We start from the raw sequence: 24,978 nt of genomic DNA, 5'->3' as shown, positions 1-24,978 counted from the left end.
TTCACTCCTTGTCTGTTTCGCTTTGCGTCTGCGCACGCCAAGCGGCGGCGCGTAATGAAGCTCGCTGGCTATTCAGCCAATGTAGACCAATCAAACTCATGGCGTTGTCGAGTCGTCCTTGCTCTAAGAGTTCCCAGGCATTAGCAAACGGCAAGACACGCACGAGAATGTCTTCATGCTCTTCATCTAAGCCATGAATACCGCCTAAGCCATGGGTATCTACCAAACCACAAAAAAGGGTTACTTGCTCGTTGCAGGCACCTGGGCTTGGATAATATGTATGAAGTTTGGTCAGTTGGCCCACTTTACAACCGGCCTCTTCCCACGCTTCACGGCGAGCCACCTCTTCCGCTGACTCGCCCTCTTCCACTAATCCAGCGACAAATTCAAGTTTCCAGGGAGAGACAGGATCATCAACCGCACCTGCACGAAACTGCTCAATAAGCACTAGGGAGTCGCGTGCAGGGTCGTAAAGCATGACCCCTACCGCATCAAAACGATCATGCACTTCGCGGCGCATTGGTTTGCTCCAACCACCTGCAAACAGACGATGGCGAAGCTCTAGGGCTTCCAATCGGAAAAACCCTTGATGCAGCGTTTCTCGCTTAAGCAGCTCAACATCGTCACGTGTTAGCTTAGGAACACCAAGCGTCGTGCTACGAAAGGGCACCTTTCGTTCAGAAGCGTTCTTGGGGGTGGACGCCATAAGGCACTCCCGGTGGTGATAATCGCTCTATTATCAGTGCTTGCCACCGGGAATGCCAATTCAGCAGTTAGATTACAGCTGATTAAGCAGCGCCTCGGCGTCGCGACGCAGCGCCTCATCGGAGGCTTGACGGTTCTCCCGAGCGGTACCGTTAACCGCACGTTGAGCATGCTCACGGGCAGCCTGCGCATTGCCTTCTTCTTTCAGAAAAGCGGCATAGTAGTAGTTAACATCAATGCCGTCGGGGCGGATCTCTAAGGCACGCTTAAACATGCGCTCGGCGGTGTTGCTATTACCAAAACCGAGTGGGCGTCCTGGGGCGCGATCATAGAGCGCTCCTAGCGTCACATAAGCCGAACCATTCAGCCCCTCAGGATCGATCTCAATCGCTTTTTCTAACGCGTCGCGGGCATCTCCAGCGGTTCCTAAGGCGCCTAAACCACCACGCTCACGCGCATAAGAGGCCAAAATAATCCCCTGCCAGACTAGCACCTCCGCTTCATCACTGTACTGACCTGCGAGCTGCCTCGCTTCATCGGCTAGTGATTTAAGGGTACTTTCGCGCTGATTGGCTGGCAGTGCCGTGACAGTGTGTTCCCAGCGGTTCTTCAGTGAGAATAGCTCACCTTCAAAAGCAATCGCCGTGATAGGTGATAGCATCAGCGTGCCGCCAATGGCTGCGGTGATTATTAGATGTGATAAAGATTGACGTGAAAAAGCGAGAGTTTGCATGGATGCTCCTGAATTATTGTTGTCCTGCTAAGACCTACGAATGGCGGGCCTCCCACATAATGTAACGAACGTTTGATTGATTCGCCAGTAGCATGTTCCTTGGTATGCTTCGCTCAATTAACGTAAGCTGGTTAGTTCCAGACATAATAGGGAAACGGTAATGAAAGGCCGCAACATGACCCGCTGGCGCGATCCAGCAAAAGATCCGCGTCAAGCCCCTAAAAGCAATTTGATTACTGCAGAGGGGGCGGCCCGCTTGCGCGCTATTCTGGACCACCTTTCGCGAGTAAAGCGCCCGGCTATTTCAGAGAAGGTAGGTGAAGCGGCGGCCCAGGGCGACCGCAGTGAAAACGCAGATTACACCTACAACAAGAAAGAGCTAAACCGAGTGATCGCTCGGATTACCTACCTGACGAAACGCCTGGACGAGCTACAGATTGTCGATCGCCTACCCGCCGACACTAGCAAGGTATTCTTCGGCGCCTACGTCAGCCTGGAAGACGAAAACGGCGTGCAGGTATATCTTCGGATTGTTGGCCACGACGAAATCGACACCAAAAAGCGCTGGATCAGTATCGATGCCCCCATGGCCAAAGCGCTGCTTGGCAAGCAAGTGGGTGACGATGCGAAAGTGCTAACGCCCAACGGTGATATGTTTTATACCATCACCGAAATTGACTATACGGGCAAACCTTCCTCTTCAAGCAAGTAACCTTGCAGGGCGTGATTCTTTAGCGGCTAATCTTGCAAGGCATAGTCCACCGTCGTAACGACACGTACGCGCTTGGTTTGTGGTGTATAGCTATCCAAGTCTTCGATGGAAAAGTAGCCCTGTGTCGCCTGACGAATTTGGCCCACTTGGCTACCGGAATCTTCAGCAAACTGCTGAGCGGCATTACGCGCATCAGCCGTGGCCGCCGCGATCATTTCGGGTTTGATCGCATCAAGACCGGTAAACAAAAATTCCGTGCGGTATTCATAGCTAGGGGATAGCAATACGCCTTCACGCACCAATGATGTCGCGCTTGGGATCGCTGCAATCACGCCCTCCACATCGGGCGTGCGAAGCAGTAATGTTGCTTCAGCACGGTAGCGCTCATCGGGGCGTTGATTACCGTATAGGTTGCTGAACTGATCGGTAATCCGCGGTGGTGTCGAGTTGATATGTTCTGGCGCAAAGCCCTGGGATTGAAGGAAATCGCGGATCGACTGCTCGTCTTCAGAAAGCTGCTGCTCCAGGTCACTCAGGCTATTGGCACTGACGCTGTAATTAAACGGCCACAGCACTAGATCTGCCGCCACCTCACGCTCGGCCAAGCCACGCACCGTTACGCTACGCGATGACTGCTGCCATACCTCAGCGGCTCCCTTGATATAGCTACCGCTCCAGACCAGCCCTAGCGCTAGCAAACCGCCTAGTAAAACGGCGCTTCCCAATACCGCTGTATTACGAATACTTCCTGCCATTGCAGCCACTCCCACTCACAACCGTTAAATTAACGGCTACTGTTTTGCATCATAGACCTTAAAGGTGACTTTATCGGTGGCTGATTGTGGCAAGTTTGAGGAAATGGCGACCAAATATTAAACCTCAATCGAGATCATCGCCTTTATAACTTGGTTGGCTGGGTCACACCACTGGGGCATTTGGGTGGGAACCTCAGCAAGTGGTGCCCGGTGAGTAATCATGGCTTCGGCGTTAATGTCACCGCTCTCCATCAGGGCCACCACGGTATTGAAGTCTTCATGGGTGGCATTACGGCTCCCCATGAGAGTCAGCTCTTTCTTGTGGAAATCAGGGTCGCTAAAGGTAATATCGGCTTTAACCACACTTATCAGCACATAGCGCCCGCCATGGCCTGCCAGATCGAACCCCGCCTGCATGGCACGCGGGCTTCCAGTGGCATCGAACACCACGTCTGCTAGTGCGCTGCCATTTAATTGGCTGATTAGCTCAGCCATATCGGCGTCCTGAGGGTTCGCCACCGCATCAGCGCCGAGTACATCGCGGCAAAAATCCAATCGGGAAGCATTGGTATCGACCATCAGGGTGCGTGCACCTCGGCTTTTAGCCACCTGCAGCACGCCCATACCAATTGGGCCCGCGCCAACGATCACGGCAAGCTCATCCGCTTGTAGCGCGCTACGTCTTACCGCATGAGCGCCAATCGCCATGCACTCCACTAGCGCTAGTTGATCGATACTCAGTGTTTCCGATACCACCAAATGGGTAGTCGGAACAGACAAATACTCCGCCATACCCCCATCTTGATGAACGCCTATTACCTGCATGTTCTGGCAGCAGTTGGTTTTATGCTGCTGACAGGCGCGGCAAGCACCGCAATGCAGATAAGGAATAACGTAAACCTGCCTGCCCAATAAATGTTGGGCTTGATCATCAGCGACCTCGACTACCTCACCAGCTAGCTCGTGCCCCAGCACGCGCGGGTATTCAAAATAGGGCTGGTTGCCGCCATAAGCATGGATATCCGTACCACAGATGCCGATACGGCGAATTCGCACCACGGCATGCCCAGGCGAACACTCAGGCTTATCAGCGTGAGCAAGCTCCAAATGATGCGGTTTGGTACAGACAAGCACCTGCATGTGTGCGCTCCTCTTAGCCGTAATTAGGCCTGTACGACCCGCTGCTGCTGTTCACCCAGGCCTTCAATTCCTAAGCGCATTTGTTGTCCATTGCGAAGATAAACAGGAGGCTTCTGCCCCATGCCAACCCCTGGGGGCGTTCCGGTTGAAATCACATCACCGGGCTGTAGGCTCATAAAGCGACTCAAGTAACTAATCAAAAAAGGCACTTGATAGACCATGGTGCGGGTATTGCCATCCTGATAACGGTGGCCGTCAACCTCTAGCCACATACTCAACTGGTGGGGGTCTGCGACTTCATCCCGGGTTACCAGCCAGGGGCCTAGAGGGCCGAACGTATCGCAACCTTTGCCTTTATCCCAGGTACCGCTGCGCTCTAGCTGGAACTCGCGTTCAGACACATCGTTGACCACACAGAAGCCCGCCACATGGGACATCGCATCGGCTTCATCAATATAACGGCCACCTTTGCCAATAATGACCCCAAGCTCCACTTCCCAATCGGTTTTCTTGGAATTGCGTGGAATTTCAACGTCGTCATTAGGGCCGCAGATCGCGCTGGTCCATTTGTTGAAAATAACCGGCTCCGGTGGCACTTCAGCCCCGGTTTCAGCCGCATGATCAGAGTAGTTAAGGCCAATACAGATAAACTTGCCAACCTGCCCCACACAGGGCCCAAGACGCTGATCGGCTGCCACTTCCGGCAGCGTGGTCAGATCGACATTACGCAATTTATTTAAGCCATCATCGCTCAGTACATCACCGGCAATATCACCCACGATGGAAGAGAGATCACGTACTTTTCCCTGACTATCCACGATGCCCGGCTTTTCCTGACCCGGTGAGCCAAAACGTACAAGTTTCATATTGTTATGCCTTCTAAAGTGATTAGTTTGCCCAGCCGCCATCAATCAATTGCGCAGTCCCGGTAATAAACTCAGCTTCATCACTGGCCAGGAAAGTCGCCAATGCGGCGACCTCTTCCACCCGTCCTAACCTACCCATTGGCTGGCGGGCAATAAAAGATGCCAGCACATCGGCGTCGCTGCGCCCCTCTTTACGCGCCTGCTCGGCGATACGCTGCTTTAATGAGGGCGATTCCACCGTACCAGGGCAGATAGCATTGCAACGAATGCCTTGGGTCATAAAGTCAGCAGCTACCGATTTGGTGAGACCAATCACCGCCGCTTTGGAAGCGCCATAAGCACAGCGATTCGCGACCCCTTTAACGCTGGACGCAAGGGAAGCCATATTGATGATACTGCCGCCCCCATTGACCAGCATGCCCGGTAAAAAAGCCTGCAAGGTATGGAACATGGAGGTGACATTAAGATCCAGTGAACGCTGCCAAGTCGCTTCATCACACTCAAGTACAGATCCCCCCGCCACCATTCCCGCACAATTGAAAAGTATGTCTAGGTTAGGCAATGAGCTCGCCAGTTCATGAATCGCTTTGCTATCTGTTACATCCAGGCAGTAGGCTTCAACACCCTCCACACCTTCTAGCATGGCAATATCGATATCTGTTGCAAATACTCGCGCACCTTCAGCTACAAAGCGTTCAGCGGTAGCGCGTCCAATTCCGTTCGCAGCAGCGGTGACCAGTGCAGTTTTATTGTTGAGTCGCATCGTATGGCACATCCCTGGTAGCGGCATGTTCCAGAATGGTAGGAACATGCTCAAAGTCAGAACATCTGAATGTATGACAGCTTGACCAATAAATCGAGTATGGATGAGCCACTTTGCTCCTGGCAAGCTTGCCAAGGGCAAAATAGCGACTTATGAGTACCAACTTTAGTCGCCGGTTAGCGACTGAGGGCTAGCGGCCTGGCTTAATCGCACCATAAACCTTAAAACGGCGATTATCCGCCAGCGTGTGAAAGTCTTGAAAAGCGCGTTGCAAGTGTTCTGGATAGGGTAAAAATCCATTGGCGACAATGACCAAACGCCCCGCTGTGCTCAAATGCTCAGGCGCTTGGCTAATCAAGCGCTGGCTAGGGCCATAGCTGACATCGCGCTCTTTATGGAAGGGAGGGTTGCTGATAATCCAGTCGAACTGCTCACCGTCAAGGGCACTAAACACATCGCTACAGAGTACTCGTCCTTTGAGTTCATTGGCGGCTAATGTGCGCTTACAGGCTTCTACTGCAAAAGCGCTGATGTCGACTGCCGTCACATGATGGCCTCGCTTTGCTAGCCAAGCACTCACAATGCCGTCGCCACAGCCCATATCCAGCACCTTGAGCGGTTTTTTCGGCAAACTATCTTCAATGCTTTCCAGCATTAATAGCGTGCCTTCATCGACTTTACCGTGACCAAAGACACCGGGGTGACTTACCAACGTTAAGCCTAGTGTTTCAAACGACTGCCAAGCTGTGTCGCTTGCCCCACTGGTTGGCTCTAACGCTACTGTATGCGTGGTAAATAGCGTACAGCGCCGGGCGTTATCACGCTTGTCCCAAGGCAAGCCGAGCTCCTCAAGCATTTTGGGCACCCGCTTAATGCCTCCCTGGTGCTCGCCCACAATCTCAAACGGCGTTCCACTGGGCAGCTGTTCGCATAACCACTTTAGCCACCAAATACCTAGCTGGTGCGCTTTTGGCCAAAATAGCACCACCTCTTTTCCTAGCGGCTCGCCTTGGGCTAGATCAAAAGGGCTACGCGCCTGCTTGCCTTTGGCAGTCCACTCCGCCAGCACTTCGTGATCGCCACTTACCACGCCAGTGGAGCGGTCACTCAGCCAACTATCCACTGGGGGGCCAATGACCCAAAGGGCGGCATAATTATCCTTTTGGCGTTCCAGTAACTGACACGCTGGGGCTTGAGCACTCATTCACCGGTCTCCGGTTTAATTAATGTATAAAGTAGGTAACGGCCTAAACGCCAGTGAGGGTCTTGGCGGCAGTACTGCTTTTCCAAGGCAATCAGGGTTTCATTTTCTAGCGGCGTGACGGGCGGTTTGCGTAAGTAGTCTTGAAAAACCCGGATGCCCGCGACTGACGCTATTTGCAGGTCATTTGCAGCACTCCACTGCTCAATCTCAGCATGAGAGACGGGTGAAATCGGCGTTAACCGTTGACGCTTGCCCTTGCCGGCCAATCGATCACTCAGCGCTTTCTCAAGATTGCCTTTCACCACATTAGAAAAGCGCAGCGCATCGCGGTTGAAAACCATCAAACTAAGCTGGCCGCCTGGAGCCAATAAATGGCTCAATTTAGCCAGTGCCGCTTGCGGGTCACCTAACCACTCTAATACCGCATGGCAGGTAATTAACGGCCATGGCCCTGCCGCTTGTTGGCCAAGCTTTTGTAGCGGTGCTTGTAGGTAGGTAATCAATTCATGAGGTAATGCGGGGTCGTCCTGGTGCCACTGCTTCGCGTGGTTAAGCATATCTTCTGAGGGCTCAGCCATGGTCACCGCATGCCCACACTTGGCAAACCACGCCGCCTGCTGGCCTAAGCCACCGCCTATATCGAGTACGGGCTGCTCTTTTAACTGCAGCATTTGCGGCAACAAATAGTCGAGCATCGCCAAACGCAGCTCACCGCGTGGCGCTTGATAGAGTGAACGGGAAAATTTATCAACCAGGCCATCAAAGTAACGGTCGCCAGCCTGAGTTAATTCATAATCTGCCATTTCGCTTTTTTTCAATTCACGGCTTTTTGGTTCATCGTTGAGGGGCATGCATAAGACCAGGCGTCGAATCAGAGGCGCGTAGTCTACCCTGGTTAAGCACGAAACGCCTGCCGAGGGAGGTGACGCTTCCAGTCCTCATGTTGCTCTAAAGCCGCCGCCAACTGAAGTAGCTGCTTATCCTCTCCTAAGCGACCAACGACCTGCACGCCCACTGGCAACCCATTGGCCGCAATATGCATAGGCACCGACATCGCGGGCTGCCCGGTGAGATTGGCCAGCTGGGTGAACGGCGTGCGACGTAGGGCATCTACCGCCAAGCGCTTAAGCAGCCCCGCCTTTAATGCTAAAGATGCTAGCCCTGGAATTGCCAGCAGCCCCATTACCCTTTCTCGCGATTCGGAGGGGTAAAGCTCGCCAATTTTTGGCGCAACATCCGCCGCCACAGGCATGACCAGCACATCATAACGTTGATGAAAGCGGCTCATCTGCTCAGCCGCCACATGCCAGTGCCGCTTAGCCAATTCGTAGTCCAATGCAGAAAGCTTCGTGCCTAAGCGACCAATAGCACGGGTTGAAGGCTCAATATCAAGTTTATGGACAGGTACCCCTGTTTGCTGGCTTACCCAGGTAAGATCGGCAGCCAAATGGCCCAAATAGAGAGTAAGATAACTATCAGCCAGCGCCATTCCATCAACGAGTGGATCACGCCACTCCACCTCATGGCCCATCGCCGCTAATGCTGCCGCCGTTTTCTCAACGGCCAGCTTAACCTCGCGCGCTAACGTCGTTCCCAGACCTCGGCTTAGCGGCTCCCCCAGCGAGATGGCAATACGCAGTGGTGGAGGTGGAACCGATAAAGCAGCGACATAGCCTGTTTCCCGCCGCACTGGGTAAGGCCCAGCTGCCGCCATGCCGTTGATCTGCTCAAGCAGTCCGGCACTATCGCGCACGCTACGGGTAAGCGCATGTTCTATCACCGCCCCTTGCCACACTTCGCCATGGGTAGGCGCAAGAGGGACTCGTCCCCGAGAAGGCTTAAAACCAAATAGGCCACAATAGCTGGCAGGGATACGAATAGAACCACCGCCATCCCCAGCCAGCGCCATGGGCACCATACCGCTGGCCACAGCGGTGGCAGCACCACCGCTGGAGCCTCCGGGGGAGTAGCCTTCCAACCATGGATTTTGCGGGTGAGGAAATGCCTTCGGCTCGGTAATCCCCATCAACCCAAGCTCAGGAGTTGCTGTTTGCCCGAGGATGACTAAGCCAGCTGCACGTGTACGCTGAATCAACAATGCATCTTCCTGTGGGCACCAGTGAGCTAGCGATGCGCTACCGAACGCCAAAGGCTCCCCCGCCATTCCCATTAGAAGATCTTTGCTCAGGGTGGGTACACCGGCAAAAATAGTATTAGTTACTAGCCGCTGACTCTCTTGTCGGGCGCGCTCGAACCGGGTTCTTACGGCAGCATTTAATAAAGGATTATGCTTTTCAATTGCCGCTATAGCCGCTTCGAGTACTTCTTCTCGGCTTACTTCACGCCGCTGGATCAACTCGGCAAGGCCGGTGGCGTCGAACGTTTTGTACTCATCGAGATGCATATACGTCCCTCTGTTTTTTCTAGCCTAGCAGAGAGCCTATACGCCACCTGGGTTATTGCTCAGTAATACTCATAGCCAGATATCGGCTGCAGTGAAAGAGGCATAGCAAAAAACATTTTTGTTTTGCAACCAATTGAAAAACTGTCGCTAATCAGTTGTTTTATTTTTTCATAACTATCAATTATTAACTGTACATACTATCTTTAATTATAGGTGAACACACATCAGATAATATACAAAAAAAACACAATAAATCACAAAAAACAACGTAGCAAAATAAATATGATAATAGACGCAACCGCTCAAAATACGGCTAACCTTCTAATAAAGTCTTTGTTCATCAAAGATCACGCTATTACTATTTTTTCTAAGGAAGCTGCTCACTCTTTAGAAGCAACCGTTTTTAAGATTGAACCTGACAACCGAAAAGTCACGTTAGAGATAAACTATCCAGGTCTTTCACTATCCCCCTATCTAAATAACGACACTATATCGTTTGATATAGAGACTTCTCGGCATGGGCATGAATCAGAAGAAATTTATAATATTGAGCACGTTCCTGCCCATATTATTAAAATAGATACCCACACCTACCATCTTGAGTGTCAACTGCCTAACTCTATTTTCTCCTTAGATAATCGTGGTGCGCTCAGGGTTCCCTTTATTCTTGGTATGCATGCCCGTGCTCACATAGAAGTGTTTGCCCATGAGCTTCATATAGAAGGGCGAGTTCGCAACCTTTCGATAAGTGGCTGCATGGTGGACATAAGCCTTGAGGACAGTATTGCGCTGTCTGTCGACCACTCTCTGCCAGGTATCACGATAGAGTTTCCCAACGGAGAGGCCTTTAGCACTCAAGGGCAAATTCGTCATATGCGCCCTTTTGGTAACCATGGACATGCCGCCATTGGCATAGCATTCACCAATATCCCTCCCATTTTGACGGAAACACTTTTTCATTATGTGGCGGAAGTGGAGGCTGAGGCTGCTTTACGTCTAGGCACACAAAATATTTCTCGGCCAAAATCAAAGCTTTTTATAGCGGATGCGAAAGAGAGAAAAATGCTGCATAAAGAAGAGCAAGAGCAACACATAAATGCGCAAAGAACCCCATTATTACGCGGCGTCATTGAAATATCCCAACAGCTGCAAATAATATTAATGTTTATTAAAAACAAAAACATAATACCATTAAACATCCTCTACGAGTGTGTTGATAGCATACTGTACATGGTTAACTATGACCGCAAATCCTTGCAATATGCCTTAACGTATTTGCACGAAGAGCCGGAGTGGGTACGCCATGCCATCCAAGTGGCTAGTCAGCTCGCCATGACACTGATTAGCCGTGACCCGTTCGCCTCCAAAACCAGAGAAGCCGTCACCGGCGCACTGCTCCACACCATGGGTAAACCTCTGCTGATAAGTGAGCAGTTACCCTCGCTAAAAATTCATATGTCACCGTCGCAAGCGGAAATACTCAAACAGCACGTCCAGGCTCTCGACATTAAACTCAACAGCTTAAATTGGAAACCTAGCCCAACCTGCAACGATATAATTCTCAATGCTAACGAGCGGCTTGATGGAAGCGGTTATCCAAATCGAAAGTGGTCCGCCGAACTATCCGATTTTGCACGCTTAATCAGCGTTATTAAAATAATCAATAAACTGACTCATGAACGTAATGGGCAGCACCCACAGCAGCCTTTAGATGCTTACCGGTGGGCCAACAGCCGCTCTGATGTTTATGAAAGGGCTCTGCTAGTTGAATACATCCAACACTTTGGTCTCTATCCCATTGGCAGTTTGGCTAAGTTTTCAAACGGTTTTCTGGCATGGATTATGGATGTTGACGCTAAGGGAATGCCTTGCAAAGTCAATGTGGTTAAAAACTTGGCTTTTCGGGATACCGCTATCGATACCATTCTACTAAACAGCGATTTTAGCCAAATTGGTCAGTTGGAGGGAACCGTCAACCCAACTGATTACAATGTGAGCATGAAAAAGTATAATTAAGCGCTCCTCCCATCCTTGCGAAGCAATACAAAACTGCTCAAAATGGAATCGTTACCATTAATTGAAGCAGATCATGCCTTCGGCTCATCGACGTTCTACTATTCTTGAAGTCGCCCATCTCGCAGGTGTTTCTAAAACCAGCGTCTCTCGCTATTTCGGCGAAGAGCGTGAACGGCTCTCTCCCGCCCTTCAAAATCGTATCGCTCAAGCCGCTCAAACGCTTGGCTACCAACCCAACCAAATGGCGCGTGGCTTAAAAGGTGGACGCTCAAAACTAGTGGGAATGCTGGTAGCCAATATCCGCAATCCGTTTTCAGTCGCCATTACTCACGGGGTGGAGCAGGCCTGCCGCCAATATGGCTACTCTTTATTGGTAGGCAATACGGACAACGATCCTAAACAGGAACGCCAGCATTTAGCGCTTCTAGGTGCCTATCAAGTGGAAGGTTTAGTGATTAATGCGGCTGGCAGCCCAGAGCGCCAGCTTCACACTTTTATTCACAGGGGAACGCCGATTGTACTGCTAGATCGTGAGGTCAACCATGTGGATGCTGCAGTGGTCGGGCTGGACAATTATCAAGCGGTTGACATGGCACTTGAACACTTAGCTGAGCAAGGCTACCAAGCCATTCTATATGTTAGCGAAACACCAGAACAATCAAGCACACGCCAACTACGTTTAACCTACTTTAATCAGGGTGCCCAACAACGGTCACTAAGCCACTCAACGTTACTGCTTACCCCACCAGACGACACTGCAACACTTAAAGCGTTGGACAACTTTATTGTTGACCACAAACATCTCCCCTGCGCCGTCCTATGTGGCAACGGCAATGCAACGCTCGCGGTAACACGCCTTTTTCAGCAGCTTGGCCTGACGCTCGGCAAGGTTGGTCTCATGGGGATTGATGAGCTCGACTGGTGTAGCTTAGTGCTTCCCGGCATTACGACGCTTGCCCAACCCACGGATGCGATTGGCCAAACAGCAATTCACTGCCTGATGCATCAAATTGCGCCGCACGCCACAGCTATGCCGACAGAATTGAGTTTTGCACCTACCTTGATCAAACGAGGCTCCACTCAGCAATAAAGTTTTATAGCGCTATCCAAAAACCATCGCTACAAATGGTATCGTTCCCATTATTAGAAAATAAACAACCCAACGAGATTATTTGCCATGCTTCAGACCTTCTCTAACCCTCCTGAAATTCTCACTTTTGGCGAAGCCATGACCATGTTCGTAGCAGGCTCGCCAGGCAAGCTCTCCGAGATTGAGCATTTTCAACGCCGTATTGCAGGCGCGGATACCAATGTGGCGATCGGCTTAGCACGTTTAGGATTTCATGTGGGTTGGTTAAGCCGTGTTGGCAGCGACAGTTTTGGTGACTTTATCCGCCATACCTTGGAAAGCGAAGGACTGGATTGCCGCCACCTTCATACCGACACCCAGCATCCCACTGGACTGCTTTTTAAAGAGCGCGCGCTGGGTGGTGCGGACCCCAAAGTGGAGTACTTCCGGCGCGGCAGCGCTGCCAGCCACTTAACCACAGAGGACGCCAGGGATATCGATTTCACTGCGCTGCGCCATGTACACGCCACGGGTATTCCTCCGGCCTTATCCACTTCTGCCCGAGAACTCGCTTTCCATACGCTCGAACAAGCCCGCAACAGCGGCGCCAGTATCTCCTTCGATCCTAATTTACGCCCCAGCCTTTGGGCTAGCGAAGCCGATATGCGTGATACGCTTAATGCCCTTGCCGCGCGCTCAGACTGGGTACTACCTGGGCTTTCCGAAGGGCAACTGCTCACTGGGCAGAAGACGCCTTATGACGTAGCAGGCTACTATCTGGATCAAGGTGCCTCTGCCGTGATCATTAAACTAGGCCCTGAAGGCAGCTATTATCGTGGCAACCTAGACGGCCAAGAGGAGCATTTCACAGTGCCCGGTTGCCGCGTAGCAGAGGTGGTAGATACCGTAGGTGCTGGCGATGGCTTCGCCGTTGGTATTATTAGTGCGTTACTGGATGGCTACTCGGCTCGCCACGCCACCCAGCGGGGTAATTTGATTGGTGCTCAAGCTATCCAAGTGGTGGGTGACATGGAAGGCTTGCCAAATCGCAACCAGCTACAAACCCTTGAAGCCAGCCAACAGGCTGTTTAAACGAATTTTAATAAAAGCTAAGTGACCAGGAGATAACAATGAAAAAACGCCTATTGGTTCAAGGAAGGCTTAACGATGCTCAGGTAGCAGAGCTTAGCGACTTATTCGAGGTAACAGAGCTACCTAAATCGTCATCGTTGGCAGATGCTGAGAACAGTGCCCTATTGGCCGAAACCCACGGCATTATTGGTTCAGGCCTGCCCATTACAGCTAAGCTTTTAGACTCGGCACCAAACTTAGAGGCAGTTGCCACTATCTCAGTCGGATACGACACCATACCAGTGGATGAACTCACTAAGCGCGGCATTATGCTGTGCAACACGCCCGATGTGCTCACCGAAACTACGGCTGATACTGGCTTTGCACTGATCATGGCCACCGCACGCCGCGTGGTGGAACTCGCTGAGTTAGTCAAAAGCGATAACTGGAAGGCCGGTATTGGCCCCGCGCTATTTGGCAGCGATGTGCATGGCAAAACCCTAGGCATGGTCGGTTTTGGACGCATCGGGCAAGCGGTAGCCAGGCGTGGTGCCCTGGGTTTTGGCATGAAGATACTTTATTCCAACGCATCACCCAAGCCCGAGGTAGAAAGCAGGTTGGGCGCCGAGCGGCGGGAACTAAACGAGCTGCTGGCCGAGGCCGATTTCGTCTGTGTCACGGTACCGCTGACACCCGAGACCGAACGCTTGATTGGCGCCAGTGAGTTTGCGCTGATGAAGCCATCTGCCATTTTCATCAATATCGCCCGTGGCAAAGTCGTTGATGAAGCGGCATTGATAAAGGCCCTTGAGAACGGTGTTATTCAGGGTGCCGGGCTCGATGTATTTGAGCAGGAGCCGCTACCCGCCTCGTCTCCTCTAACCAAAATGACGAATGTCGTTGCACTTCCCCATATTGGCTCTGCCACCCATGAAACCCGCCATGCCATGGCTCAGCGGGCAGTGGATAATATTCGCTTGGCACTGCAGGGTGAACGTCCTATCAGCTTAGTTAACGAGGAAACTTATCGATGAAGCAAAGCGCCAAGCCCCTCTGCCTACTGTTTGACTGCGATGGCACCCTGGTGGATAGCGAAATACTGCTTGCCGAAGTGATGGGCGACATTCTTCCCGAGTTCAGCCTGCCCTTCTCTGCCCAACAGTATATGGAGGAGTTTAGAGGCGTGCGTTTTCATACCATCGTCCAAACGCTTGAAGGCCGTTTTCAAGCGCTGGCTGAAGGTGAATTTGCCAGCCTAGAGGCAGGCATGCGGGCGCGTATGGAAGCCCGCATGCGAGCCGAGCTTGTGGCCATTCCTGGCATGCCTGCCGCGCTAGAGCAGCTAAACCTCCATCCCAAAGCAGTGGTATCGAATGGCCCTGAGCGCAAAATACGCTGCGCTTTGGAAAGTACCGAACTAGGCCACCATTTTGCTGACAAGCTATTTAGCGCCTACACATTGAACGTGTGGAAGCCTGATCCAGAACTGTATCGTAAGGCCGCTGCCGCCATGGGTTACCCGCCAGAAGCGTGTATCGTGATTGATGATGCGGCAGTGGGTGTGGAAGCGGGGTTGGCGGCAGGTATGCACGTGATTCATCTCAATCACTTCCCGAATGAAGAAGTAACCCCTGAGGGCGCGATTGGTATCCACCATGCCAGCGAACTTCCCGCCGCTATCGCGCGCATATCGACAGCCGTTACCGCTTAGCGGCAGGAAGGAACGAGGCGGCTTTTAAAAGCAGGTCGCCAAGTGCTCTTTAACGTTTAATTGGTCGTCGACAAGCAGCAGCTGGCGCCATTTATCAAACGTCAGGCAAGGGTGAGAAGCACCAAAAGCAACGATATCACCGATCTCGATACCCTGAGCCTCTTCCGGAAGTCGCACAAAAGTGTGCTGATCCATGATTTTAGTCACTTCCCAACCAGTGACTGACAACGGTTGCGCAACCTCACCGGCTTCCCGGTAGCGGCGAAGGGGGATAGGCAACTGGTCGTAACCGATATCGCGCTTACCCAGCGCCACAATGGCAAGCCCAGGCTCAGGCAGCGACTGCACCTGAGCGAATACTTCGAGTGCAGGCTCAAGCCCCTGTTGCAAATCGGGGCGGCGCTCCATGACAGCAGTCTGCGCCTCCCGATACAAGCCATGGTCGTGAACCACGTAGCACCCCGGGCGAAGCACCGGGGTAAATCGCCCCTGCAGCGGTGCCCCACGAAAAGCCTCTGCGATCAAGTCATACCAAGCGGAGCCTGAGGCCGTCACGATGGGGTTAGGCTCGGAGAAGCGCTGAGCGGCCTCAAGCTCCACGGCTACATCCACCAAATATTGAGCATAAGCACGAATACCCGACTCAGGATTATCGCCGTGAACCACCCCTTCATAGCCTTCAAGCCCCGCTAATGAAAGTGCAGGCTCTTCAGCAATCGCCTCTGCTAGCGAAACAATCTCCTGCTGATTGCGGCAGCCGCAGCGGCCACCCTCTACGCCGACCTCAATTAGCACCGATAGCCTCAAGTCCCGTTCAGCAAAGAAGCGTCCCAGCTGCCGTACGTTCTCATGGCTATCGACCACACAGTAAAACGTAGCGCCCTGCTCAATTAGAGTGGCGATGATAGCCATATTGGCTTTGCCGACCAGTTGGTTGGCCATGAGCAACCGAGTAACGCCATGGACGAAGGCCGCACGACACTGCGGGGCAGTCGCCAAGGTGATGCCCCACGCCCCTGCCTGAAGCTGCCGGTGGAAAAGTGCGGGCGTCATCGTAGTTTTACCATGGGGCGCTAGACGGGCACCGTGAGCTTCAGCAAAGCGCTGCATCCACTCTACGTTATGGGTAAGCGGATCTTCATACACGACCGCCGCAGGCAGGCTGACACCCGACAGTACATTGGGCACCAGTTCGACACTCCCCTTATCCACCGTTAACGACGTCGTTTGCATGCGCCCACTTCCTCTCTATCTCTCTGTTTAAATAAATCTAACCATGTTAGTTATTTTCACAACCATTGACTTCAAGTTAGAAACTAACATATTTTTTAAGTGAGGCAACCATCAGGAGTCCACGGTGAGCCAAGAAATAGACATTTTGTCACGCATTACCACTGATTTTGCCGCGCTGCGCGACGCAGAAAAGAAAGTTGCGGAGCTGATATTCGCTGACATCGAGTTTGTTACCGAAGCCAGCATTGGTGATATTGCCCAGCGCGCCGGGGTGAGCGACGCCAGCGTCACCCGCTTTGCCCGCGCTATCGGCTGCACTAACGTACGCGACTTAAAAACACGCTTAACCCGCGCCTTGGCCGCTGGCCGCCGATTCATTCAAGAAGCAACCCCCGAAGACAGCTCAAGCGTGGTGTATGACATCGCCACGCAAACCCTTGCGCTCAACCGTGACCTACTCGCCCAGGCCGATGTGGCAGGCGCGGTTGAACAGTTAGATCAGGCACGCCAGATACTGGTGTTTGGTGCTGGCGGCGGTTCTAGCATGCTTAGCCAGGAGCTCCAGTTTCGTTTGGTACGCCTTGGCTATGCGATCAGTGCTTACCCACAAGCATTATTACCCCGCATGGTGGCATCAACCCTTGAACCCGAAGATGTAGTGGTTGTGCTCTCCGCCACTGGCTACACCCCTGAGATGGTCGAGTCTGCACAGATTGCCAAGCAGTACGGCGCCAAGGTGATCGCCATCACCGCAATGAATTCTCCATTGGCCGCAACATCCGACATCGTGCTGCCGGTGACCTCCCGGGAGACCGACTTTATTTTCCATCCTTCCGCCTCTCGCTACGCCATGCTGGCCGTTATCGATGTGTTGGCACTTGAACTTGCCATGCGCCATCGCGAGCGATCGCGTACCAAATTGCGCCGACTCAAGCTGAGCCTGGATGACCATCGCGGTGGCGACAACCGCCAGCCGCTAGGAGATTAAGATGGTTTACGACCTATTAATTCGTAACGCCAATGTGCTGGATGGCTCAGGCGCTGCTCATTTTCGTGCCGATGTGGCTATTCAAGGCGAGCGTATCTGCGCTATCGGAACCATGCCCTATGCCACCGCTACAACAATCATCGATGCCGAAGAGCGCTATTTAGCCCCAGGCTTTATTGATGTTCACACCCACGACGATACCAATGTGATTCGTACCCCCGAGATGCTGCCAAAGCTGACCCAAGGGGTAACCACCGTTGTTGTGGGCAACTGCGGCATCAGCGCAAGCCCGGTCACACTCACCAGCGAAGTCCCTGACCCAATGAATCTATTGGGCAACGTAGAAGACTTCCGATACCCAAGCTTCGCCGCCTACGCCAATGCGGTAGACACCGCCCAACCAAGCATTAATGTCGCCGCCTTAGTAGGGCATACCAGCCTGCGCAGCCAGGTAATGGATAGCTTTGCCCGCCCCGCTTCTGCAGAAGAAGTCGCCAAAATGGAAGTCCTGCTACGCCAAGCGCTTGAGGAAGGCGCACTGGGGCTGAGCTCAGGGCTTGCCTACCGTAATGCGATAAGTGCACCGACCACTGAAATGGCCCCTCTGGTGGCGGCGGTAGGAAAATCAGGCGGTGTCTATACCACCCACCTGCGTGATGAGTTTGCTGGCCTGCTGGAGGCTATGGACGAAGCCTTTAGCACCGCTCGGGATGGGCGAGTACCGCTAGTGATCTCGCATCTTAAATGCGCGGGCGCGGGTAATTGGGGCGGCGCAGGCAAGGCGCTGAGTAAATTAGAGACTGCCGCCCAACACCAGCATGCCCACTGCGACTGCTACCCCTACACGGCGGGCTCTTCCACTCTCGACTTAGGTCAAGTCACAGACGAGATTGAGATCACGATTACCTGGTCTACCCCTCACCCAGAGCAGGCGCGTCGCCCCCTTAAAGAGATCGCCGCCGAGTGGGATTTGTCACTGCTAGACGCCGCCAGGAAGCTACAGCCAGCGGGTGCGGTTTACCACAATATGAGTGAGGCGGATATGCAACAGGTGTTAGCACATCCGCTCTCCATGGTGGGCTCCGATGGCTTACCGAATGATCCGCACCCACATCCGCGCCTGTGGGGAGCTTTCCCCCGGGTGCTGGCTCACTACAGCCGCGACTTAAAGCTCATGCCACTGGCCGAAGCGGTGCGCAAGATGACCAGCCTCTCGGCGGCGAATTTTGGCTTAACCGATCGCGGTGAAATTCGTATTGGCGCCTATGCAGACCTCACCCTGTTTGATCTCACGGTGCTGGAAGATACCGCCAATTACGAGGCCCCCATCGCGGCCGCTAAAGGTATCGATCTGGTGGTGGTGAATGGAAAGATCGCCTACCACCAAGGCGCTATTAGCGACCAGCGCGCTGGCCGAATGCTACGCAGAACAGAACGTATTTCTCAAACCATTACCCCCCTTTCCCCCAAACAGGAGCAAACCCCATGAGTATTACTCGATATGGCACCGAAGGCGGTGTGGGAACCGGCGGTCAGAAGCTGCCCTTTGCCCGCGCCGTAGAGGCCGGTGGCTGGCTATACGTCTCCGGCCAAACGCCTATGACCGATGGCGAAGTGGTTGAAGGCGGCATTGTTGAGCAGACCCGTCTCGCCTTTGACAACTGTCTGGCCATTATGCAAGAAGCCGGTTACGGCGTCGAAGATGTCGTGCATGTCACTACGGTGCTGACCGATGCGCGCTACTTCACCTCGTTTAACAAGGTGTTCAAGGAGATATTTGGCGACAACCCACCGGCGCGTATCTGTAGCGTTCAAGACTTGGTGGTGGATTGCAAAGTAGAAGTTGATGTGAAGTGTTTCCGCGCTGATCGCGCTTAAACACCCAATTTTAAGTACCAAAAAAAGCGCTGCGCCCCGGCAAGGGCGCAGCGCCAGATTACCGCGCGATTAGGATAAAAAAGCCTCGCGGCAATCGCTTCCATTGCCTATTTCCAGCCGCGGCAACGGCCGGATAAACAACGACAAGAGGTTAACATGAACAGTCAAATATTCCTCGTCACCTTCGTGCTCTATATTGTCGCCATGATTGTGTTTGGATGGTGGGTTTCCAGGCATAAGCGCGGCAACGGAGACGACTTTCTACTCGGTGGACGCAGCGTTCCACTCTTTCTTACCGTGGGCACCACTGTGGCCACGATGGTAGGCACCGGTTCCAGTATGGGTGCCGTCGGGTTTGGTTATGCGAATGGCTGGGCAGGCGCTTTGTACGGTATCGGTGGCGCAGTTGGGGTGCTGTTACTTGCCGTCTGCTTTTCCTCAGTACGTAAGCTGCGCTTTATGACCATGAGTGAAGAGCTCGCCTACTACGTCGGCGCCAACCGTCTGGTGCGCAATGTGGTCGCACTGCTGATCTATATCGCCTGTATCGGCTGGCTCGGCGCGCATATTCTTGGCGGTGGCCTCTACCTCTCATGGATGGCGGGTATTGATCTAACCACTGCGCGCATTTTGGTTGCGCTAGGCTTTGGTATTTACTGTGTCGTAGGCGGTTACTTTGCGGTTATCTGGACCGACACTATTCAAGCGGTGGTGCTGTTCGCAGGTTTTATTTTGATGGCCATTTTGGCGCTGGTGGAAGTGGGCGGCTTCTCAGGCCTGACCGCAGGTATGGATGCGGGCGCCACAAGCTTTCTAGGTATCGGTCAAATTGGTGCACTGCCAGCGCTATCATTAGCTGCTGTTATTGCCATTGGTGTACTCGCCACTCCTTCTTTCCGCCAACGGATTTACTCTGGCGAATCAGTTAAGTCAGTGCGCCGTTCTTTTTTAATCACCGGCGTTCTTTATCTAGGCTTCTCAATCATTCCCGCCATTATTGGTATGGCCACCCACGCGCTTAATCCCGGGCTTGAAAACAGCAACTACGCTTTCCCTTTTCTAGCTACTGAAATCATGCCGCTAGGGTTGGGTCTGCTACTGTTGGTTGCGGGCCTCTCTGCGACGATGTCCAGCGCCAGCTCCGATGCGATTGCCGGGGTTTCTACCCTGATCCGCGACTTGTATGTATTGGCAACGGGACGCACGCCGTCAGCGCGCAACGTAGTACGCTTCTCGCGTATTGCCTTAGTGGCAACGATCGGTCTGGCGCTGCTGTTCGCACTGGCTTCGGATAACGTGATCACCTACATCACCCGTATGATCTCGACGATTCTTTCTGGGCTGTTTGTGAGTGCCATGCTCGGTCGCTTCTGGCCCCGCTACAACTGGCAGGGCGCTATCGCAACGCTTATCAGCGCGTCAGCAACCTCTTTAACGATTATCGCCAATAGCGACTGGACGGCCTTCTGGGGTAACCCAAGCATTCCCGCGGTGCTAGTAGCACTGCTAGTGGGTGTGGTAGTGAGTCTAGTCACGCCCGCTTCACGGGTTACCAATGAGCAGGCGCTAGCGATTCTTGACCAAGAGCGCCAGCGTATGGAGCAGGTACCCGAACCGACACTGATCAGTGCTGAAGCACCCCCTGCACCTCGCTAATCGTTAGTCGTTGCACCGCAAAAAAGCCCCGCTGATTCGTTAAAGCAGCGGGGCTTGTCTATTTTGAAGAGCAACTTTTGAAGAGCAGTTTTTGAAGAGCAATAAGCCGATTTTGAAGAACAATGAGCCGCGAGCTTATCGAATAGTTAACTGCCTCACCGCTAGCTCCACACCGCGCAGTTCGGCCAAGCCGCGCAGGCGCCCATAGAGTGGATAACCCGGAGCCGTGTTGCGCTGCTGATCATCAAGAAGCTGGTGGCCGTGATCCGGGCGCAGCGGCAACCGCGCCCCACCCTCGCGCGCTCGGCGCCGCTCTTCCTCCACCAAGGCGTGAATCACGCCCACCATATCGACATCACCCGCTAGATGCGGCGCTTCATGGAACGAGAGCGTATCCGCTTCCCGCTTCGTGGCGCGCAGGTGGATAAAATGAATATGTGGGGCAAAATGGCGAGTCATGGCCACCAAGTCATTGTCTTCACGAACGCCGTAAGAGCCCGTGCAAAGCGTTAATCCATTGGCGGGGCTGGGAACCCGATCAATAATCCACTGGGCATCTTCACGAGTCGAAACCACCCGGGGCAGCCCTAGCAGTGGCCGTGGCGGGTCATCTGGATGAATCGCCATACGAATGCCCACTTCTTCCGCTACCGGAATAACTCTCTGGAGAAAGTAACCTAGGTTCTCCCGTAATTTAGCAGCATCAACCTCAGCGTACTCTTTTAACACTGCGCGAAACTGTTCAAGGGTGTAGTGCTCTTCTGCTCCTGGCAGCCCTGCGATCAGCGTATTGACCAGCTTGTCACGGCCAGCGCTATCTAGCCCCTCAAGATAGTGGCTTGCTTGTGCTTGCTCCTTGGCGCTGTACTCAGCCTCTGCCGCGGGTCTCTTGAGCAGGTAAAGATCAAAGGCGGCAAACGCTGTTTGATCAAAGCGTAGCGCCAAGGCGCCATCCGGCAGCGCATACGTTAGATCCGTACGCGTCCAGTCCAGCACCGGCATAAAGTTGTAACAAACGATGTCGACACCACAAGCCGCCAAATTGCGCAGTGTTTGGCAGTAGGTAGCTATCAGGGCATCCCGTTCGGGCAGACCTTTTTTAATCGACTCATGTACCGGTACGCTCTCTACCACCGACCATCTCAGGCCAGCGGCTTCGATCATTTGCTGTCGCTCACGGATCGCCTCAACCGACCATACCTGATCATTGGGCACCTCATGCAGTGCCGTAACGATACCGGTGGCGCCTGTCTGGCGAATCTCTTCCAATCGAATAGCATCATTAGGGCCAAACCAGCGCCAGGTATGCTCCATGGAGATCTCTCCTTTTAATTAGTTGCGCTCAAGCACCGAGAGCGCCCCATTCAGCCCGTCTTGGGTCAACGTTTGATACGCCGTGAGTACAAACTGAGCAAACACCTTATCCGCCGCTAATGCGCTAGGCACCACATCGTCCATGGCCAAAAAAGCGGCCACCAACGCACTTGCATCGGCACCATGGGTGCTGTGTAAGTCGGCGAAGCGCTTGGCTAGCGGGTCATCGACGATGTAGCCATTCCCCAATAGATCTTCGCCTTGAGTGTAACGAACCCAGGCAGCCACTCCCAACGCTACACAGGGAGATAATAGCCCTGCTGCGCTGCGTTCCAGGGTGCCGGAAAGCCAACGCTGCGGAAGCTTTTGACTGCCGTCCATGGCAATTTGCTGCAGGCGATGGCGTAGACTGTCATTGGCAAAACGTGCCAGCAGCGAGTCAGCGTAAGCGTCTAAATCGATGCCTTTGGGCATCTCAAGTGTAGGCGCTGTCTCTTCAAGCATATAACGACGTAATAAAGCGCGAAGCTTCGGATCATTTACTCCGTCATAAACTGTTTCGATACCTGCAATCGCGCCAAGATAGGCAAGCAAAGAGTGGCTGCCATTGAGCATACGTAGCTTCATGGTTTCAAACGGCGCCACATCGGCAACCATCTCAACGCCCTCCGCTTCCCATTTTGGGCGCCCCATGGGGAAGTTATCCTCAACCACCCACTGAGAAAAAGCCTCGCATACCACCGCATTGGGATCATTAACTCCCAGCGCCGCCAAGCGTTCAAAATCCACATTGGTCATGGCAGGCACGATGCGATCGACCATGCTGCAAGGAAAGGCAACCTCACTGGCAATCCAACTCGCCAGGGACTCATCGCGCTGCTCAGCCAGTTGTACCACCGCTTGGCGTGCACGCTGCCCGTTATCCGGCATGTTGTCACAAGACAGCACGGTAAAGGGGGCGATGCCTGCTTCACGCCGCCGAGCTAACGCCTCTACGATTAGCCCGGGGGCCGTGCGCGGCTGCTGAGGCGAGGCAATATCACCGATGATCATCGGGTCATCGACTCTCAGCACTCCGCTGGCAGGGTTTAAAAAATAGCCCTTCTCGGTCACCGTTAGAGTCACCATTCGCGTATCGGCGGAAGCCATTCGCACTAACAGCGCTTCCCGGTCGCGGCCCCAGCTATCCATGCTATCGTCCGCGCTATTGCCAGAGCTATTACGACCAGAGAACAACGTCTCTTCGATCACGCCGATTTCGCGCAGCGTAACGCTATCGCTATCGGCGTACTCGGCTACCTGATAGCGGTAGTTAGCATCACGCAGGCTATCAACCAAACCTACGCTTGAGCGCAAGTTCGCGCTACATATGCCCCACTCACCATCACCACTGCGCTGGCGATAGCGCTCTAAATATACCGCTTGATGGGCACGGTGGAAGGCACCCAAGCCCAAGTGGACAATCGCTATGTTACTCGCATGCTTTTTGGATGACGGAAAGTGTTCAACGTTCGGCATCGATCGCTCCTTACCAGTGCCAAAGAGTGCCATCTTCCAACCGGTTCACCGGCAGACTGGCACGCTTGTAGGGGTACTGTTTGGCTAACTGTTCATCAATATCCACGCCGTGCCCAGGGGTTTCGCCAACAATAAAGTGCCCATCGACAAACTGGTAATCATGGGAGAACACCGTATCCACTATCGCTTCGTGGGGCATATGCTCCTGGATACCAAAGTTAGGTACCCATGTATCAAAATGGATCGCGGCGCCTAAGCACACAGGAGATAGATCCGTCGCGCCATGAAAGCCGGTGCGCACATGGTAAAGCGAGGCTAAATCAGCAATTCTGCGCACATGGGTAATGCCACCACCATGGCTAAGCGGCGTGCGGACATAGTCAATCAATTGTCCTTCCAGTAGCTCACGGTAATCGTGTATCGAGTTAAACACTTCACCCACCGCCAGCGGCGTGGTGGAGTGCTGGCGAATCAACCGAAAGCTCTCTTGGTTCTCAGCGGGCACACAATCTTCCAGCCAAAATAGATGGTAAGGCTCAACTTCTTTAGCCAGCCTGGCTGCTTCAATGGGCGTCAAACGGTGGTGAACATCATGCAGGATATGTAAATCGTCACCGAACTGATCGCGCACCGCGGCAAATAGTTTAGGCACATGATTGAGGTATTTTTCAGTGCTCCACACATTCTCGCTGGGCAACTCTGCATCGGCGGGCTCGTAACGCTCTCCTGCCTTTTTGGTAACGCCGTAGGTGGTGGGAATGCCTGGCACACCTGCTTGCACCCGAACTGCGCGGTAACCAAGCTTCACATGCTTCTCTACTTCGCTAAGACAGCCTTCGATATCTTTACCAGTGCAGTGGGCATAGGTCATCACTCGCTCACGGCTTTTGCCACCCAGCAGCTGATACAGCGGCATGCCTGCCGCTTTCGCCTTGATATCCCATAGCGCTAAATCAACTGCCGCAATGGCCGACATGGTGACTGGCCCCCGCCGCCAGTAAGCACCGCGGTAAAGAAAGTGCCAGATATCTTCAATGCGGCTGGCGTCGCGGCCAATCAGGGTTGGTAGCACATGCTCTTCAAGGTAGGCGACCACCGCCTGCTCACGGCCATTTAAAGTGGCATCGCCTATACCATACACGCCGGACTCGGTAACAATTTTCAGGGTGACGAAATTGCGGCCTGGAGACGTTACGATTAAATATGCATCGCTAATGATCATGGTAAATCCATCACAAGGAG

The 24,978-nt window shown here is 53.3% G+C and carries 23 protein-coding genes; 10 read left to right on the top strand and 13 right to left on the bottom strand.

Features of this window, described 5'->3' with window-relative positions:
• Position 1 precedes the first annotated feature (1 nt).
• Both ACQKE4_RS13230 and ACQKE4_RS13225 read right to left on the bottom strand, forming a co-directional pair.
• Positions 2-706, bottom strand: a complete 705-nt coding sequence (locus ACQKE4_RS13230; RefSeq protein WP_290836110.1) for an NUDIX domain-containing protein — start codon at positions 704-706, stop codon at positions 2-4.
• A 72-nt stretch (positions 707-778) separates the two neighbouring features.
• Positions 779-1,438: a hypothetical protein gene (locus ACQKE4_RS13225; RefSeq protein ID WP_427388841.1), complete on the bottom strand. Its 660-nt coding sequence runs from the start codon at positions 1,436-1,438 to the stop codon at positions 779-781.
• 160 nt (positions 1,439-1,598) lie between these two features.
• On the opposite strand from ACQKE4_RS13225, the gene greB reads away from it, so the two are divergent.
• Positions 1,599-2,150, top strand: a complete 552-nt coding sequence (gene greB / locus ACQKE4_RS13220; RefSeq protein ID WP_290836112.1) for a transcription elongation factor GreB — start codon at positions 1,599-1,601, stop codon at positions 2,148-2,150.
• 26 nt (positions 2,151-2,176) lie between these two features.
• Here the strand turns inward: greB and ACQKE4_RS13215 are convergent, their stop codons facing one another.
• The 7 genes from ACQKE4_RS13215 to ACQKE4_RS13185 all read right to left on the bottom strand — a co-directional run bounded on the left by ACQKE4_RS13215 (position 2,177) and on the right by ACQKE4_RS13185 (position 9,282).
• Entirely contained in the window at positions 2,177-2,905 is a 729-nt protein-coding gene (locus tag ACQKE4_RS13215; protein WP_290836113.1) for an SIMPL domain-containing protein, read from the bottom strand.
• 117 nt (positions 2,906-3,022) lie between these two features.
• A complete protein-coding gene (locus ACQKE4_RS13210) occupies positions 3,023-4,045 on the bottom strand; it encodes a zinc-binding alcohol dehydrogenase family protein (protein ID WP_427388840.1) in 1,023 nt (340 codons plus the stop codon).
• Between the two features lie 23 nt (positions 4,046-4,068).
• Positions 4,069-4,911 carry a fumarylacetoacetate hydrolase family protein gene (locus ACQKE4_RS13205; RefSeq protein WP_427388839.1) on the bottom strand — a complete coding sequence of 281 codons (843 nt, stop codon included), beginning with the start codon at positions 4,909-4,911 and terminating at the stop codon, positions 4,069-4,071.
• 22 nt (positions 4,912-4,933) lie between these two features.
• Positions 4,934-5,674, bottom strand: a complete 741-nt coding sequence (locus ACQKE4_RS13200; protein ID WP_427388838.1) for an SDR family oxidoreductase — start codon at positions 5,672-5,674, stop codon at positions 4,934-4,936.
• Between the two features lie 190 nt (positions 5,675-5,864).
• Complete coding sequence (locus ACQKE4_RS13195) at positions 5,865-6,878, bottom strand: methyltransferase (RefSeq protein WP_427388837.1); 1,014 nt, start codon at positions 6,876-6,878, stop codon at positions 5,865-5,867.
• Complete coding sequence (locus tag ACQKE4_RS13190) at positions 6,875-7,729, bottom strand: methyltransferase domain-containing protein (protein WP_427388836.1); 855 nt, start codon at positions 7,727-7,729, stop codon at positions 6,875-6,877. Before ACQKE4_RS13190 ends, ACQKE4_RS13195 begins: the two co-directional genes overlap by 4 nt.
• A gap of 44 nt (positions 7,730-7,773) precedes the next feature.
• A complete protein-coding gene (locus ACQKE4_RS13185; RefSeq protein ID WP_427388835.1) occupies positions 7,774-9,282 on the bottom strand; it encodes an amidase in 1,509 nt (502 codons plus the stop codon).
• A 282-nt stretch (positions 9,283-9,564) separates the two neighbouring features.
• Here ACQKE4_RS13185 and ACQKE4_RS13180 point away from each other — a divergent pair, with 282 nt between their 5' ends.
• The 5 genes from ACQKE4_RS13180 (at position 9,565) to ACQKE4_RS13160 (ending at position 15,149) form a co-directional block, all read left to right on the top strand.
• Positions 9,565-11,298: an HD domain-containing phosphohydrolase gene (locus ACQKE4_RS13180; RefSeq protein ID WP_427388834.1), complete on the top strand. Its 1,734-nt coding sequence runs from the start codon at positions 9,565-9,567 to the stop codon at positions 11,296-11,298.
• Between the two features lie 73 nt (positions 11,299-11,371).
• Positions 11,372-12,388, top strand: coding sequence for a LacI family DNA-binding transcriptional regulator (locus ACQKE4_RS13175; RefSeq protein ID WP_427388833.1), 1,017 nt, complete (start codon positions 11,372-11,374; stop codon positions 12,386-12,388).
• A gap of 87 nt (positions 12,389-12,475) precedes the next feature.
• The gene (locus ACQKE4_RS13170; RefSeq protein ID WP_427388832.1) at positions 12,476-13,459 is read left to right on the top strand and encodes a sugar kinase; all 984 of its coding nucleotides are present in this window, start codon (positions 12,476-12,478) and stop codon (positions 13,457-13,459) included.
• A 38-nt stretch (positions 13,460-13,497) separates the two neighbouring features.
• On the top strand, positions 13,498-14,472 hold the full coding sequence (locus ACQKE4_RS13165; protein WP_427388831.1) for a 2-hydroxyacid dehydrogenase: 975 nt from the start codon (positions 13,498-13,500) through the stop codon (positions 14,470-14,472).
• On the top strand, positions 14,469-15,149 hold the full coding sequence (locus ACQKE4_RS13160; RefSeq protein ID WP_427388829.1) for an HAD-IA family hydrolase: 681 nt from the start codon (positions 14,469-14,471) through the stop codon (positions 15,147-15,149). Before ACQKE4_RS13165 ends, ACQKE4_RS13160 begins: the two co-directional genes overlap by 4 nt.
• 24 nt (positions 15,150-15,173) lie before the next feature.
• Here ACQKE4_RS13160 and ACQKE4_RS13155 read toward each other — a convergent pair whose 3' ends face one another.
• Positions 15,174-16,382 carry an amino acid deaminase gene (locus tag ACQKE4_RS13155; RefSeq protein ID WP_427388828.1) on the bottom strand — a complete coding sequence of 403 codons (1,209 nt, stop codon included), beginning with the start codon at positions 16,380-16,382 and terminating at the stop codon, positions 15,174-15,176.
• A gap of 124 nt (positions 16,383-16,506) precedes the next feature.
• Here ACQKE4_RS13155 and ACQKE4_RS13150 point away from each other — a divergent pair, with 124 nt between their 5' ends.
• From ACQKE4_RS13150 to ACQKE4_RS13135, 4 genes are all read left to right on the top strand, one after another.
• Entirely contained in the window at positions 16,507-17,370 is an 864-nt protein-coding gene (locus tag ACQKE4_RS13150; RefSeq protein WP_427388827.1) for a MurR/RpiR family transcriptional regulator, read from the top strand.
• Between the two features lies 1 nt (position 17,371).
• Entirely contained in the window at positions 17,372-18,859 is a 1,488-nt protein-coding gene (locus ACQKE4_RS13145; RefSeq protein WP_427388826.1) for an N-acyl-D-amino-acid deacylase family protein, read from the top strand.
• Complete coding sequence (locus tag ACQKE4_RS13140) at positions 18,856-19,248, top strand: RidA family protein (RefSeq protein ID WP_427388825.1); 393 nt, start codon at positions 18,856-18,858, stop codon at positions 19,246-19,248. The genes ACQKE4_RS13145 and ACQKE4_RS13140 overlap by 4 nt, the downstream gene beginning before the upstream one ends.
• A 156-nt stretch (positions 19,249-19,404) precedes the next feature.
• On the top strand, positions 19,405-20,904 hold the full coding sequence (locus ACQKE4_RS13135; protein WP_427388824.1) for a sodium:solute symporter family protein: 1,500 nt from the start codon (positions 19,405-19,407) through the stop codon (positions 20,902-20,904).
• Positions 20,905-21,039: 135 nt separating this feature from the next.
• On the opposite strand, the gene uxuA is transcribed toward ACQKE4_RS13135, so the two are convergent.
• Genes uxuA through manD form a run of 3 tightly spaced genes read right to left on the bottom strand, consistent with a single transcriptional unit; the run spans position 21,040 to position 24,958 of the window.
• On the bottom strand, positions 21,040-22,218 hold the full coding sequence (gene uxuA / locus ACQKE4_RS13130) for a mannonate dehydratase (protein ID WP_427388823.1): 1,179 nt from the start codon (positions 22,216-22,218) through the stop codon (positions 21,040-21,042).
• An 18-nt stretch (positions 22,219-22,236) separates the two neighbouring features.
• Positions 22,237-23,736, bottom strand: a complete 1,500-nt coding sequence (locus ACQKE4_RS13125; protein ID WP_427388822.1) for a mannitol dehydrogenase family protein — start codon at positions 23,734-23,736, stop codon at positions 22,237-22,239.
• 10 nt (positions 23,737-23,746) lie between these two features.
• Positions 23,747-24,958 (bottom strand): D-mannonate dehydratase ManD, encoded by a 1,212-nt coding sequence (manD, locus tag ACQKE4_RS13120; RefSeq protein ID WP_427388821.1) that lies wholly within the window; start codon positions 24,956-24,958, stop codon positions 23,747-23,749.
• Positions 24,959-24,978 lie beyond the last annotated feature (20 nt).

The organism is Halomonas sp. NPDC076908 (assembly GCF_050269715.1).
Classification (GTDB): Bacteria; Pseudomonadota; Gammaproteobacteria; order Pseudomonadales; family Halomonadaceae; genus Vreelandella.
This window is presented reverse-complemented; position numbering and strand designations above follow the sequence as displayed.

Bases quoted from the DNA above. Each gene is read 5' to 3' on its own strand.
- ACQKE4_RS13175 (WP_427388833.1), top strand. From the start codon at position 11,372: ATGCCTTCGGCTCATCGACGTTCTACTATTCTTGAAGTCGCCCATCTC.
- ACQKE4_RS13185 (WP_427388835.1), bottom strand. From the start codon at position 9,282: ATGCATCTCGATGAGTACAAAACGTTCGACGCCACCGGCCTTGCCGAG.
- ACQKE4_RS13210 (WP_427388840.1), bottom strand. From the start codon at position 4,045: ATGCAGGTGCTTGTCTGTACCAAACCGCATCATTTGGAGCTTGCTCAC.
- ACQKE4_RS13225 (WP_427388841.1), bottom strand. From the start codon at position 1,438: ATGCAAACTCTCGCTTTTTCACGTCAATCTTTATCACATCTAATAATC.
- ACQKE4_RS13200 (WP_427388838.1), bottom strand. From the start codon at position 5,674: ATGCGACTCAACAATAAAACTGCACTGGTCACCGCTGCTGCGAACGGA.
- ACQKE4_RS13125 (WP_427388822.1), bottom strand. From the start codon at position 23,736: ATGCCGAACGTTGAACACTTTCCGTCATCCAAAAAGCATGCGAGTAAC.
- manD (WP_427388821.1), bottom strand. From the start codon at position 24,958: ATGATCATTAGCGATGCATATTTAATCGTAACGTCTCCAGGCCGCAAT.
- uxuA (WP_427388823.1), bottom strand. From the start codon at position 22,218: ATGGAGCATACCTGGCGCTGGTTTGGCCCTAATGATGCTATTCGATTG.
- ACQKE4_RS13215 (WP_290836113.1), bottom strand. From the start codon at position 2,905: ATGGCAGGAAGTATTCGTAATACAGCGGTATTGGGAAGCGCCGTTTTA.
- greB (WP_290836112.1), top strand. From the start codon at position 1,599: ATGAAAGGCCGCAACATGACCCGCTGGCGCGATCCAGCAAAAGATCCG.
- ACQKE4_RS13170 (WP_427388832.1), top strand. From the start codon at position 12,476: ATGCTTCAGACCTTCTCTAACCCTCCTGAAATTCTCACTTTTGGCGAA.
- ACQKE4_RS13180 (WP_427388834.1), top strand. From the start codon at position 9,565: ATGATAATAGACGCAACCGCTCAAAATACGGCTAACCTTCTAATAAAG.
- ACQKE4_RS13135 (WP_427388824.1), top strand. From the start codon at position 19,405: ATGAACAGTCAAATATTCCTCGTCACCTTCGTGCTCTATATTGTCGCC.
- ACQKE4_RS13195 (WP_427388837.1), bottom strand. From the start codon at position 6,878: ATGAGTGCTCAAGCCCCAGCGTGTCAGTTACTGGAACGCCAAAAGGAT.
- ACQKE4_RS13140 (WP_427388825.1), top strand. From the start codon at position 18,856: ATGAGTATTACTCGATATGGCACCGAAGGCGGTGTGGGAACCGGCGGT.
- ACQKE4_RS13160 (WP_427388829.1), top strand. From the start codon at position 14,469: ATGAAGCAAAGCGCCAAGCCCCTCTGCCTACTGTTTGACTGCGATGGC.
- ACQKE4_RS13205 (WP_427388839.1), bottom strand. From the start codon at position 4,911: ATGAAACTTGTACGTTTTGGCTCACCGGGTCAGGAAAAGCCGGGCATC.
- ACQKE4_RS13155 (WP_427388828.1), bottom strand. From the start codon at position 16,382: ATGCAAACGACGTCGTTAACGGTGGATAAGGGGAGTGTCGAACTGGTG.
- ACQKE4_RS13165 (WP_427388831.1), top strand. From the start codon at position 13,498: ATGAAAAAACGCCTATTGGTTCAAGGAAGGCTTAACGATGCTCAGGTA.
- ACQKE4_RS13190 (WP_427388836.1), bottom strand. From the start codon at position 7,729: ATGCCCCTCAACGATGAACCAAAAAGCCGTGAATTGAAAAAAAGCGAA.
- ACQKE4_RS13230 (WP_290836110.1), bottom strand. From the start codon at position 706: ATGGCGTCCACCCCCAAGAACGCTTCTGAACGAAAGGTGCCCTTTCGT.
- ACQKE4_RS13145 (WP_427388826.1), top strand. From the start codon at position 17,372: ATGGTTTACGACCTATTAATTCGTAACGCCAATGTGCTGGATGGCTCA.